Source organism: Bdellovibrionales bacterium (assembly GCA_019750295.1).
GTDB lineage: Bacteria > Bdellovibrionota > Bdellovibrionia > Bdellovibrionales > JAGQZY01 > JAIEOS01.
In genome coordinates this window covers 84,376-97,091 of the sequence record JAIEOS010000002.1, presented here as the reverse complement: position 1 = coordinate 97,091, position 12,716 = coordinate 84,376, and the positions used below count along the sequence as shown (strand labels likewise).

Annotated in this window: 9 protein-coding genes and 1 tRNA gene; 1 reads left to right on the top strand and 9 read right to left on the bottom strand. The window is 44.7% G+C overall.

What is annotated here, in order from left to right:
• Positions 1–2 precede the first annotated feature (2 nt).
• From K2Q26_00485 to K2Q26_00470, 4 genes are all read right to left on the bottom strand, one after another.
• On the bottom strand, positions 3–614 hold the full coding sequence (locus tag K2Q26_00485) for a ribosome maturation factor RimP (protein ID MBY0313968.1): 612 nt from the start codon (positions 612–614) through the stop codon (positions 3–5).
• 140 nt (positions 615–754) lie between these two features.
• Positions 755–1,198: a GNAT family N-acetyltransferase gene (locus K2Q26_00480; GenBank protein ID MBY0313967.1), complete on the bottom strand. Its 444-nt coding sequence runs from the start codon at positions 1,196–1,198 to the stop codon at positions 755–757.
• A complete protein-coding gene (locus tag K2Q26_00475; protein MBY0313966.1) occupies positions 1,195–1,857 on the bottom strand; it encodes a hypothetical protein in 663 nt (220 codons plus the stop codon). The genes K2Q26_00480 and K2Q26_00475 overlap by 4 nt, the downstream gene beginning before the upstream one ends.
• A gap of 90 nt (positions 1,858–1,947) precedes the next feature.
• Positions 1,948–3,168 (bottom strand): porin family protein, encoded by a 1,221-nt coding sequence (locus tag K2Q26_00470; GenBank protein ID MBY0313965.1) that lies wholly within the window; start codon positions 3,166–3,168, stop codon positions 1,948–1,950.
• Between the two features lie 266 nt (positions 3,169–3,434).
• On the opposite strand from K2Q26_00470, the gene K2Q26_00465 reads away from it, so the two are divergent.
• A tRNA-Leu gene (locus K2Q26_00465) sits at positions 3,435–3,521 on the top strand.
• Between the two features lie 32 nt (positions 3,522–3,553).
• Here K2Q26_00465 and K2Q26_00460 read toward each other — a convergent pair.
• The 5 genes from K2Q26_00460 to K2Q26_00440 form a co-directional block, all read right to left on the bottom strand.
• Positions 3,554–6,358, bottom strand: coding sequence for a PAS domain S-box protein (locus K2Q26_00460; protein ID MBY0313964.1), 2,805 nt, complete (start codon positions 6,356–6,358; stop codon positions 3,554–3,556).
• A gap of 244 nt (positions 6,359–6,602) precedes the next feature.
• Positions 6,603–8,483 carry an OPT/YSL family transporter gene (locus K2Q26_00455; GenBank protein ID MBY0313963.1) on the bottom strand — a complete coding sequence of 627 codons (1,881 nt, stop codon included), beginning with the start codon at positions 8,481–8,483 and terminating at the stop codon, positions 6,603–6,605.
• Positions 8,484–8,495: 12 nt separating this feature from the next.
• Positions 8,496–9,098: a YceI family protein gene (locus K2Q26_00450; GenBank protein ID MBY0313962.1), complete on the bottom strand. Its 603-nt coding sequence runs from the start codon at positions 9,096–9,098 to the stop codon at positions 8,496–8,498.
• A 59-nt stretch (positions 9,099–9,157) separates the two neighbouring features.
• Positions 9,158–11,017: a S8 family serine peptidase gene (locus K2Q26_00445; protein MBY0313961.1), complete on the bottom strand. Its 1,860-nt coding sequence runs from the start codon at positions 11,015–11,017 to the stop codon at positions 9,158–9,160.
• A gap of 149 nt (positions 11,018–11,166) precedes the next feature.
• Positions 11,167–12,678 carry a peptidylprolyl isomerase gene (locus tag K2Q26_00440; GenBank protein MBY0313960.1) on the bottom strand — a complete coding sequence of 504 codons (1,512 nt, stop codon included), beginning with the start codon at positions 12,676–12,678 and terminating at the stop codon, positions 11,167–11,169.
• Positions 12,679–12,716: the final 38 nt, after the last annotated feature.

Below are 12,716 nucleotides of genomic sequence, written 5' to 3'. Positions count from 1 at the left end.
GGCTACTCCTTGGTCATTGTCGCGCGTTTGCGCGCAATCGTATTATTACCAAAATCAAAAACCACATGGGCTTTTGAAACATTTTGGAAAGGAACGATGACGTTCGTATTTTCAAAATCAATACTCAATTTTTCGTCGCTCAAAGATTTGAGAACTCCCGTGATCTTTTTGCGACTTCCGTGCTTCTGATCCACGTTGCTGATATCCGCCAGAGGCTTATTCAGCTGCACGTAGATGTTTTCGCCGACACTCTCTTGAAAGTGCCACATTTTTACCAAGACGCGCTCTACACCCGGGCTGGAGACTTCGAGATGGTAAGCTCCTTCAATCGGGTCTTCGCTATCTAACTTTTCGCTAAATGCTTTCGAAAAATCAGAGCAATCTTTGAGCGACACTTTATTCACGTCGCCGCTGGATTCAATGCTCACATCCTCTTCTTCAATCACTTCCGTCTCAGCTGCTGTATCGATGGCACGCGGTTGCGTGCGATCAATAAAGATCCGCAGGATCTTCCCGTTTCCACTTCCAACCATTTCCAGATGATACACGCGCAGACCGAGAGGAGTGGCCACGGATTCGGCCAAGGACGTTACCTTTTCTAAGTTCAAATGCATAAGGCTATACGGTCCTATAATTTAAGGACAGAGCTTCAACAACTCCGCCTTCAGTAAAAAAAAAGCCCCACTAGGGGCTAAACGAATGACTCAGTAGTAACAAATGCGGGGGGAAAATGCAACCCTTCCGTCGATATTTCTTAACGATGCTTCCTAAAAAAGGTAAATAAAATCGCAGGAGTACTGTCATGATAGTAGTTCGGGCGCTGACCGTTTTCGACAAAGCCCAGTTTTCGGTAAATATTTTGGGCAATCAGATTGTCAGCTCGGCACTCGAGCCAGATGCGGTCATATGGACACCGATGAATGAATTCCTCTAACAATTCCGTCATTTGGCCCTGCCCCTGATAGGCCGGACTGGTCCCTAAAAATAAGACCTCGCACAGATCCGGGCCCATTTCCTGAAAAACTACACAGGAAGTCATTGGCTGACCACCCGCGCCCAAAAAGACAAAATTATAAGTGCGCAGTGTTTCGGTCAAAGTGGCCTCAGACCAACTTTTAAGGCTCAGATCACTAAAATTTAAGCCCTCCACCCAGGCTTCCACATGTTTTAGGGCCTGAGCGTCTTTAAATATCATCATTGCACCTGAACGCCGGAAAAATACTCTACTGAATGTGTACGGGTGAGGGCCCGCATCCACTCCGAAAACCTTTCACGCGCCTTGATACTTTTGAGGCCTTTACGAATCTGCTCCCGTGATTCTTCTAAAGGTCGATGGCCGAGTTGGGACTTGTTCTGAGCATAGTAGTTTTCGACCTCTTTATCGGTAATAGAGATCAGATCCGTTGGCATCTTTAGGCCCATGAGCTTTTTTGCCGACTGATGGCGCTCCATTGCCATATTTAAATCCCGTTCGCTCACCGAAAGCGAAGTCCACAGCTTATCCTTGGCATACTTCTTAGAAAATGTGGCGGCAGCGTCTTTGATTTCGGTTTCGGACACTGTCTGATTGAGGGTGGTTTTAGATTCTGAATAAATGAGCGATTCCCAAACGAGAGTCTTGAGGGGCTCCTTCTTGTCGACGTAATCATTAAAAAGCGGCTCTGACTCATTGATAAATTGATGAATCTGAAGATCACGAGTGGTCAAAACCTCTACACCCACTTTGGCCAAAGCCGCCATAAGCACCGGGGCGTTTTTATTGATCTTTGACTGAGCAAAACTCGATGGTCCCACAAGCGTCGAAAAAATCGTGGGAAGAATGAAAGTGAGCACAACCATGTGTTCATTAAGCTTCATCACCTATTGTAGGACTAAAAAAAAAGCCCAGTCAATCCTGACTGGGCCCAAGCTAAAGAGGACACCTTATAACACACTTAAAATCTAAACTTAGAAAGAGAACTTCGCATTAACACCGAACTGCTGATAACCCACTTCTTCGAGTTTTTCGCGGTTCTGAGCTGTTGCATACGGACCGTAGAACAATGGAGAAACTTGATTGTTGTCTTGGTCTTCGCGATCGTTCCAAATGTTTCTCATGACACGATATTCTACGCCGAGTGAGAAGTTTTGAGTCAATTTGAAGTCGACACCCAAGCTTACACCTGCATCTACTGCAGACGATGATGTTGTTCCCTGGCTGAAAGCACGAGTCTCGTTGTAATCTCTGTAAGAGTAACCAAGCAACGCACCGACGTTAGGCACGATTCGTCCAACCATAAAGTTGTATCTCACCGCACCGTTCAAGCTGTATTGGTCAACTTCTTTCTGTCCAGGCAATCCGTTGAATGTATAAACGTCGTAGTCATCCATCGTAAAGTTCGCGTAGTTCAATCCCATTTCCACAGCTACGCCTGAGGAGAAAACTGTTCCCGCAGCGATACCAAAAGTAGTCGCTTCATCCACGTTCACTGCCGAAGGATGAGTCATCCAACCGACAGTAGGAGATAGATAAGACTTAGAGTCTGCGATGTAAGAGTAGTCCGATTTGACTTCATTTTTGTACTCTTCTTTATAAACAGGAGCTGGAGCATAAGGAACTACCGGAGTTGGCTTTTCGATGATGACGACTTCTTTTTCTGGCTTATAGTTATTTTCGTAGTTGTTATCATAGTGATTATCGTATTTCTTTTTATCTAAACGATTTCCAAAAAGACGATCGCTACGATCTTTTTCGTCTTCGATACGAGACCATTCGATCTTTTCGATCATTTTTGTCTCTGTTCCCATCTCTAAATCTTTACGAGCGCGACGGATTTCGTTAGCGCGTTCGATATAGTCGTGGCTCAGGTCGGATTGAGCTTTAGAGTCTGAGTAGGCTGCAGAATCAACAATCGCATCCGTATCTGTCTGCGCGTGGGATTTTTGGGCTTGTTTGTTGGAATTTGCATTCTCGTTGTAGATATTGATCTGTGGGCTGTTGGCCGTATCGATCGCCTCGTTCGTGCCATGAGGTCTGCGGGCCATTTGCGGATCACGAATATCCGATGCAGATTCAACATCATTGTAGATGTTATTGATTTCAACCGATTCATAATCATATTGATTTTGATTGGCATAAGATACTGATGCCATTAACACCAATACTGTAGCTAAAAACTTATTTGTCATAAATGTCTCCTTCTTTGCTTACTAACTTTTTTCGTCAGCTTTGCCTGTCCTATTAGCAACGGTCATACCAAGTTCCGGCCAGTGCATCTAAACTCACAAGATCGTTAGTCAATATTCGTTCAGTTCCAGAGCGGAACTGAACTCAGAGACAAATAAAGGCACTTTGACTATTCTGTTTTCTATCTAGTGATTTGACATACCTGAAAATAATACTTGATCGCCATAAGAGGATAATTTAGGTTCCATTAGTCCTTTAGATACAGCATGGCTCGGTGGTGGAATTGGTAGACGCGCTGGACTCAAAATCCAGTACCTTCACGGGTGTGCGAGTTCGATTCTCGCCCGAGCCACCATGCGATTCGGCGGCTGAGCAGCCGGTCGGGACTCAGGACACTTTTCTCATCTTTTCAACCAGTTGGCATCTCTCTAAGATTTCATAAACCTTACTCTCGGTGAATGGCTTGAGAAGATAACCGTCGATGAGCTTGTTGAGCTCATTGTCCTTATCCTCAAAATTGATATTGATTCCACCCGTGATAAATATAAACTTTGGCTGCTTTAATTGTTCATTTTCTCGGAGCTTTTTGAGTAAACTCGGGCCATCCAATTGGGGCATCTTCATGTCCGAAATGATGAGATCAAAATTATCGGGATGCTTCATGTATAAGTCTAAAGCTTCCTTGCCGTTCTCGACCGCAGTGACCCGCATTCCCATCGATTCTAAAAGATCACCTAATAGCTCACGAATACCTTCGTCATCATCTGCAAGTATAACATTCGCTTTATACTGAACTCCCCCATTCGCCTCAGCTGGGCTGGGTGTTTGGACCTGAGTTTGAATTTGTGACGCCAAAAGAGCAGGCAGTTCCAGGGTGAACTTAGACCCCTCATGCACTTTACTTTCTACGCGAATTCCACCGTTCATTTCTTTGATAAAGCTATGAACCAAAGATAAGCCGATGCCGGTTCCTTTGTTCACTTCTTTAGTGGTGAAAAACGGATCAAATATTTTTTCCTTTAACGATTCAGGGAAACCACACCCGTTATCATCGACCTCTATAATCAATTTATCGACTTCATTTCTTATGTTTATATTAATAATCCTTAAATCTTTATCTTGCGTGGCATCTTTCGCGTTAGAGACTAGATTCATTATGATCTGCTGAAACTTACCCCTATTGCCATGAATGAGATATTGCCCCCTCACCGAATTGTTAAATTTAAGATGTATCCCATCTTTCTCATAGATCTCATTCAGCATATTGAAAGATTCTTCAATAGCGTCAATCGGAGAAAAGTCTGAAACCTCGGTCGCATCAGACCGTGAAAATGTTCTCAGACCTTGAACTATTCGTGCAATTCTGTTGGTCGCGACATCTATCTTCCCAAGATATGCTTGAACTTCGCTTTGATTGACACTTCCCTTTTCCATTTTCTTCTCAAGAACCGATAGATAACCTTTAACTATGGAGAGCGGATTATTGATTTCATGCCCTACGCCTGCGGCAAGCTCACCAATGGAGGCGAGTTTTGCGTGGTGCGCGGCGAATTGTTTCTGGTACAACAACTCTTTTTCCTGGGCGATCTTTTGAGTAATATCCTCGACGATAGACCAAACACCCGCTTTACCGTCAAAATCTTTAATTATAAATCCGTTCAGCTCCACAGGCACCAAATCACCCTTTTTGTTTTTGTATTCCTTTCGGTACGGTCCATAACGACCATTGGCCCTCAAAGATTCAAGGTGGGTATTTTCGTCGTCTATATACTTTGTTGGAGTCAGATCCCAACGTGATAGTTTCTTGAGCTCATCCGCGGTGTATCCGGTGATCTCTTCGTATTTTTTATTCACATCCAGTATATTGCCGTTGATGTCACAGAAGGCGAATCCGAACGGACTATTTTGATAGAGAAGCGAAAGTTTCTGCTTCGCCTTTTCAAGTTCGCTCACATCAAAATGAGTCCCGGTGAATCGAATCGGTCGGCCGTCCTGATCCCAATCTGAGAACCTTCCGCGATCTAAAATGTAAACCCAGTGACCATTTTTGTGCCTCATTCGATGCACGTTCTCATAAAACTCGGTCTTACCATCCATATATGCTTTAATGTCTGCGTAACACTTTTCTAAATCATCAGGATGAACTCTCGATTCCCAAGTGGTGAGTTCCATATCAATTTCGTTAATGTCGAGCCCGAGCATTTGCGCCCATCTTTCATCAAATTTCACCGAGTTATCGGCGAGGTACCAGTCCCAGATTCCAAGTCCCGCGCCTTCAAGCGCGAGATCAAGATACTCTTTTGAGGATTTGAGCTCAATTTCTTTTAACTTCTTATGGGTGATGTCTTGAAGTGTCCCGAGAATTCTTTGAACTTTGCCTTCTTTATCTCTTTTAGCAAAACCTTTGGAGTGAACCCACCTCTTATTACCTTTGGCAGTGATGAATTCAAAGTCGGACTCAAATGGCACTCCGTTTTCAATACAATTTTTGATGTCACCTAGAATTCTCGTCCTATCGACGTCAGAGTAAAAGCTCATCGCATCTTTGACATCAAATGCGGCGCCAATTTCAACTTCGTGGATTCTAAAGACTTCATCTGTCCATTTTGTTTTGAATGTTTTAACATTTAATTCCCATCCGCCAATCTGTGCATTTTTCTGGACTTCTTTAAGCAAGAATTCATTATTTTGTTTTTCATAGAGGAGCTTTCTCGCCTCGAAGATAGTAATGATCTGTTGAGATAAACTTTTAAGAATTAACTTTTGCTTTTCATCAAGGACTTTCGAATCAGAATCTATGACACATAAAGTACCAATTCTTTGGCCCTCGGTAGATATAAGAGGAGCTCCCGCATAAAAACGAGCGTGGGGTTCCCCTAAAAACAGCGGATTATCACAAAACCTTTCATCGAGTGCCGAATCTTCAACGATAAAAATTTCATCACTCATTATGGCGTGGCCGCAGTAGGAAATGTCCCTTGGAGTTTCATTCGTAGTAAGCCCATACTTTGATTTAAACCACTGTCTATGAGTATCGATCAAACTGATTAAAGAAATTCTGCAATCACAGATTTGCGCCGCAATTTTTGTAATCTCGTCAAGCTCTTGCTCCTGGAGAGTATCGAGAATTTGATATTCATTAAGTTTATCTATTCTTTTTTGCTCATCACTAGGAATTGGTGCCTTAAGCATACTCATTTCTCCATTAACATTCCTGATTACTTATGCTTATCGTCACTGGAGGATAAAACCTGAGTGTATAGTCTCTGATATCACCAAAGTTTTTGATCTCCGTATTTCGAATCTGAGGAATTTTTAAGATGAGATCAATGAAATGGTTTTTTGTTAAAGTAGCTTAAGATTTAAAAACTAAGACCCCAAGGCTCACACCATCGCGCCTTGGAGTTTTCGTTGAAATCAATGTCATCGACAGGGCCTATAACATCGTCTCAACGATGAGAAGCACAATCCCGATGATAGATCCTCCGGCAATCACCCCTGCCGCGATCGATTCTTTGTTTTCGACAAAGCGGTGGTAAGCGGCCGTACGCTGATCCTTGGGTTTACTCTCAAGGTACCAAGCAATCAACGATCCCACAAAAAACATGAGTGTGTTCGTGAATGGAAGAACGAAGGCGATCCCGAACCCAGTGGGTGAAATCGGGAACTTCCCTTTTGTTTTTTTAATGAGAATCTCGAAAAGAATTCCTAACGCCGCACCAATGAGAACAGCGATTTGAGATGTGGGATGAAGAGCGGATAGACCCTTCGATAAAACATCGGCAACCGCTTTCCAAACTGTGGCCCCTGGCATCGGAAATTTATCGGTTCCGAAAACCGTAATATCTCCATGGAAGAGCATATAGAAGACTGGAATAGACAACAGACCCCCAGCAAAGATCCCGATGATATGCCCGATGGCTTGTTGGCGTGGTTTTCCACCGAGCATGTATGTGGGCTTAATATCCATCAACAAATTGCTCGCACTCAGAGAAACTTCTGAAGTGATTCCTGCCGTGATCAAACTCGTGTTCATCTGTCCTGGGGCCATCACACTATAACAAACCTGTGTCATCTTGGCGAGTGCGCTTCCCGGAGTAATCGCGGTTAATCCGGTAGATTTAACAGCCATAATACTAAAAACAAAAACCAACGGAACCGCAACGACTCCCAGCCAGTATTCGATTCCAAAAAATTCGTGCGCCATGATGGCAATAATCACTGTCAAGATAGGGACACCGATCAAAGAAACCTTGAGCGGCAATTCAATATCGGCAAGGATGTCGGCTTCCTTCTTCGTTTTCTTTTTGGAAAACTTCAAAAGCTCGAAAATACTACTTAATGTATTCCCCGAGGTGAGAAACGAATAGAGCGCTGCAGAAGTCATCATCGCGGCACCACCCCAAAGGGCCCAAATCGAAATATTCTTAAATCCAGTGCCGGTGATAATCCCTTTTTCCATCATGATTGGGGCCAAGATCACATAATTGATCAATGCGCCTAACATCATCGAAGACGTTGTTTTTAAGGACATGAGCGCGCCGGTTCCCATCAGGATGATTGAAGTTTCAAAACGGATGGTGAGATCTTTGAGAGGAACTCCATTGATGGTCGGCACAAATAAATACTTATAAACAAGCTCGTCCCAGTATTCAGGAATGGCAAGGAATGGAACTTTAAGTTTCGCAAGAACCCCTCCACTTCTTAAAAACTCGATCAGCGCCGCAATACCTGCGCCCATTCCTAAGAGCTTCGCTTTATAAAGGCCTTCCTTCGCATCGGAGGAATGCAAGTTGTCGAGCACAATCCCGGCCGCATACCCCTCCGGAAATGGCAGCTGCTCATCATTAATATACCGCTTTTTAAGAGGGAAAGCGAAAAGAGCACCAAGAATGGCTAAAACCACAATCCAACAATAGACCTGCCACATGGGAGGAATATGACCTGTCGCCATCATATATCCCGAGAGAGACGCCATCAATGGAGATGTCATATAGCCGGCGCTGGTTGCGATGGATTGCATCGTATTGTTTTCGAGAATCGTCATTTCGGTCGAAAGTTGAAACCGAGAAAGAAACTTAAACATGGCAAACGAAACAATGACCGATGTGATCCCCACGCCGAGAGTCCATCCTGTCTGTATACCAATATATAAATTCGTGAGTGATAAAACCGATCCGAGCAGCGCGCCTGTGAGAGCAGACCTCCAGGTCAACTGGCGCATGTCCCCCTTGTAGACATTCTTTAGCCACCACTCGTCTTTCTGTTTCAGGGTCCAAGTTCTGATCTGTTCTTCGGTCAGTTGTTTAATCGCCATGATGATCCCTCTTTATTTCGATTTGCAAGATTCTGAAATTTGAGCGGAGATTTTTAGTCCCACTTCGCTCCATGTTTTAGAGATGCCATCTTTTCCTTTGTGGAGGTCGTAGCATTTTTTATTGATGCTCTCTAGGGATTTGGACATCATAAAATTGAGTAAATCGATGGTTCCTGTGGCCGTCACTTCGCTTTTTGTGGCTGCCAGTTTAAAGCTTTCCGCTCGAGAAACGCCATTCATATTCAAAAGTACGGATGCCGTTTTCTTTTTAGAATCGTATCCTTCGACGTAGCCTCTGATGTAAGGGCTTGCCATAGTTTTAAAGAAAAAATCGCGAAGGCTCTGATCGCGAATTTCAACGCCGGAATCGACAGACGCCGCATTAATGAAGAAGGAACTGCTGGCGATCAGCTCATCGATCGAGGAGGCTTGGGACGGCTGGTTAATCGTCACTTCACGAAAAGTTCCGGGCACGCCGGTCTTCTCGGTAAATTTATAACCCGTCCACTCAATTTTGGTGTTAACGAGACTGTAGGTGCACGCCGCAATTGACGTTGATACGTTCAAAATTAAACCGACGGCGACAGCTGTCGGTATTAGAAAAATCAGCTTCATTATAACCCCTCTTCTTTAAGCCCTTGAACTTAGTCAAGGGCCTGAGGGGAATCAAGATTTTAAGAGGACTTCATGAGCTTTTTGGTCCAGCCGGAGACGGTGGAGGTCTGCGCTGCGGCCATTTCGTTAAACGCCACACCATAAGCTTTGCGTTCTTCAGACCACACCACTTTACCCATCACTTGAAGCTTCTCTTTGCCGTCAGGACTCATGATATTCATTTCGATAATGCCGCCGTGCTCAAGGAGGGCTTCCGTATTAATACGCACACCACCCATCGAGATCGAACTGACAGAACCAACGAGTTCTTTTTCACCCACACTGATGCGAACTTCGGACTCAATCTTATAACGTTGATGCGATCGACGATTTTCCATTTCGCTGCGACGTCTTTTCAGTGCCATAGCAACGACGAAAGGAGTAAGGACCATGAGCATCAGCAGAGCCCGACTCAATAAATCGCCCGCAGTTTCGTTTCCGTTGACGTTTTTAACGAGACCGCAACCACCGCCGCCCGAATCACCACCCGAAGCAATGCCTCGAGCCGCTGCGTAAGATGCATAATCTGGCTGATAAGAATCAACGGTGGCTGTTTTCATAAATTGAACGGCATTGAGCACGTTCACACGCGCACCTGAACTCACCTTGTCTTGAATATTACCCACGCCCACATTGGAGTTTGCCTGAAGAATTTCTGCGGCCTGATAACCGTTAATTGGCGAACCATACTCCCGCTCCATCAACGCCAAAATTCCTGCCACCAGAGGAGTGGCCATACTTGTTCCAGAGGCATAACCATAGGTATCGTTGGGTAAAGTGCTTAAAATACTTTGACCAGGGCTCGCAATTCTTACAGAGCTCTTCCCGTAATTCGAAAAGCTAGCCAATCGATCATCGTCTCGAGTGGCCGCAATAGAAATTAAATTGGGAACGTAGTAATTCGATGGATAGGTCGGTGCCGCGTCGTTGTTGGTCGCCGCATTGCCGGCTGCGGCCGCGAAGGTCACTTTAGAATTATAACTATCGATCACCGCATTGAGAAGCGCTTGGCTATATCCGCCACCACCCCAAGATGCGTTGATCACGGTCGCTCCGTTATCAATCGCATAATAAATAGCCTCAATGGCATCGGAGGTGGCACCGCTCCCCTGACTGTCCAAAAATTTAAGTGGCATGATTTTAATTTTTGCAGCGGTTAATGACGAGGCAAAAATATTCTGAGTGGCGCCGAGAATAATTCCTGAAACATGAGTCCCGTGGTTCTCATCATCCATCGGATTGTTGTTATTCGCGACAAAGTTCCAACCGCGAATATCGTCGATGTAACCGTTTCCGTCATCATCGATTCCATTACTTGCGATTTCCGCATTATTTCGCCAAATGGCATTGGTTGTGACAAAAACATCGTGCGTGTAATCCACTCCTGTATCGATCACAGCGACGATAGGAGTCAGAGGACTTGTGGATCGAAGAACGGCCCACGCCTCATCGACCTGAATGTTCGCGTCGCTCTGATAGTATCCCGAGGACATCATCGACAATCCTGACTTTGACGAAACACCCGATGGACCCACCATCTGTTGAACTTCTTCTTTGGTTAATGGGGATCCTTCAAGGCCTGTGCTTTGCTTGACGAGAATATAATTGGGTTCCGCATACTCCACATTGGGATCATTTTTCATGTTCTGCAGAAGAGCTTCAAAATTTTGTCCGGGCTTGGCAGTAAAATGATTTAAATTCAAAACGCCCCACGACTTTTTAAGATTCACCCCAAGAGATGTGGACTTGCTGGCAAATCCCGCTTTTCCTTGAGCTGAGTCTTTAAACTTAACGATCATCTCCCCCGCAACATAGTCCTGCGCAAATGATGTCGATCCTACGAGAATAAACAGAACCCCAAATAAAGACGAGCGACGCACTCAAGTCTCCTGTTGAATAGAATTAAAAATAGTAATCCCTACTTTCATCCTATCGGACCTAAGTAGGAAAAAATTAAGGGTTTTACAGACTTTTGTGACGATTCTCACGGTGAGAACGGTCGATCGACCGTCTCACATTGAAACAAGTTTTAGTTTAAACCTAATAGCTTGTCGTTGATTTGAACTGAAGACTCTTCGCGGAGTTGAGCCATCCAAGAATTATACATTTCCATGGCCTCTTGACGTGCCATTAATTTTTTAAAGAAATCGGCTCCCGCCATTTGTGGAGCTGCGCTGTTTGATTTTGATCCATCCACGGGCTTGTATCTAAAAACGTAAACGAAGCCATCTTTTTCAACCACGTCCTTAGACACCGGGTGTTTTTCTGAAAGTTTGGAAGCTGCCGCTAACAGACTATCGCTTTCCAACAAAGAGCCACCGATCTTAGGGATCGCCATATCATTTAACGTAAACGCCCCTGTGTCTTCCCAAGTTCCGCCCCGCTTCGTGACCAGTTCCATAACTTCGGCGTCCGACGCCTTGGCCACTTCGTCGCGGAAGGTATTTACGCCATTGGCCAGCTTTTCGTCTTTGGCTTTTTGCATCGCCATTTTAATCTTCGCTTCGTCAAATGGCACCTGACGCGCTGGCTTTTTATCGTTCACTTTGATGATGTGGTAGCCGTAAGATGTCTTTACGGGTTCTGAAACTTTTCCGGGAGCTAATGTGAATGCCGTTTCTTCGAACTCTTTCACCATGCGGCCCCGAGTGAAAAATCCGAGATCTCCCCCATTGGCTTTAGAACCAGGGTCATCGCTATATTTCTTGGCCAAATCTCCAAAGTTTTCACCTTGGATTTCTGCGGCGACCTGCTTAATTTTAGCTAATGCCTTATCTTCTGGCATTTGCGGTGAGGTTTTAATCAAAATATGTTGAGCCTTCACTTGCTCGGCCTCGTTGTAAACCGTGGCTTTCAGTTTTTCGTACTCTTTTTTAAGTTCAGCTTCATGTTTTTTGGCGTATTCGGCCACTTCGGCGTCGCTGACTTCCGCATTCTGCACAAACTTCGCCGAAGGCCAACGAGCATAACTCAAATTCAATGTCGTTTTTCCAATGGCCTCATCATGGGCCTCTAACCAATCGTCTTCGTGAGTGGCTTGTTGATAGAACGTGTTCATTTTTTGAACAATTAAATCATCCGCGATATTCTGCTCAAAGAAAGACTCAGCCATTCCTTGTCCACGAAGAAGCTCTTTGTATCGGATCAGTGAAAACTTACCGTCTTCCTGAAACTGAGGCACTTGCATGAGGAAGTCAGCAATTTCTGCGGGAGCCACCGTGATCGACTGACGTTTTGCTAAGTTGAGGACCATGGCCCGCTGAACTAAGAGATCGATGGTCTCTTTTTGTAACCGCGCACGCTCCTCGGAAGTGAGCTTTTTATTTTTTTGCTGCTCTTGCTGTCTTTCAAAAACACGATTGAAGTCGTTGAGACCAATTGATTCTCCATCCACCTGCGCCACCACGCTAGGGTTGCCCAAAAAGCTTACATCGGGGGAATACCCGGTGAAGACAAACATCAAACAAATGAATGCAAACAGCGCGAAACCAAAATAGTTGATCCAGCGTTTTTTTCTCGTCTTATACATGGATTCGAACACAAACCCTCCTCATCCGAACAGGTCATAGAGTCTTAGAT

Bases quoted from the DNA above. Each gene is read 5' to 3' on its own strand.
- K2Q26_00485 (MBY0313968.1), bottom strand. From the start codon at position 614: ATGCATTTGAACTTAGAAAAGGTAACGTCCTTGGCCGAATCCGTGGCC.
- K2Q26_00480 (MBY0313967.1), bottom strand. From the start codon at position 1,198: ATGATGATATTTAAAGACGCTCAGGCCCTAAAACATGTGGAAGCCTGG.
- K2Q26_00475 (MBY0313966.1), bottom strand. From the start codon at position 1,857: ATGAAGCTTAATGAACACATGGTTGTGCTCACTTTCATTCTTCCCACG.
- K2Q26_00470 (MBY0313965.1), bottom strand. From the start codon at position 3,168: ATGACAAATAAGTTTTTAGCTACAGTATTGGTGTTAATGGCATCAGTA.
- K2Q26_00460 (MBY0313964.1), bottom strand. From the start codon at position 6,358: ATGCTTAAGGCACCAATTCCTAGTGATGAGCAAAAAAGAATAGATAAA.
- K2Q26_00455 (MBY0313963.1), bottom strand. From the start codon at position 8,483: ATGGCGATTAAACAACTGACCGAAGAACAGATCAGAACTTGGACCCTG.
- K2Q26_00450 (MBY0313962.1), bottom strand. From the start codon at position 9,098: ATGAAGCTGATTTTTCTAATACCGACAGCTGTCGCCGTCGGTTTAATT.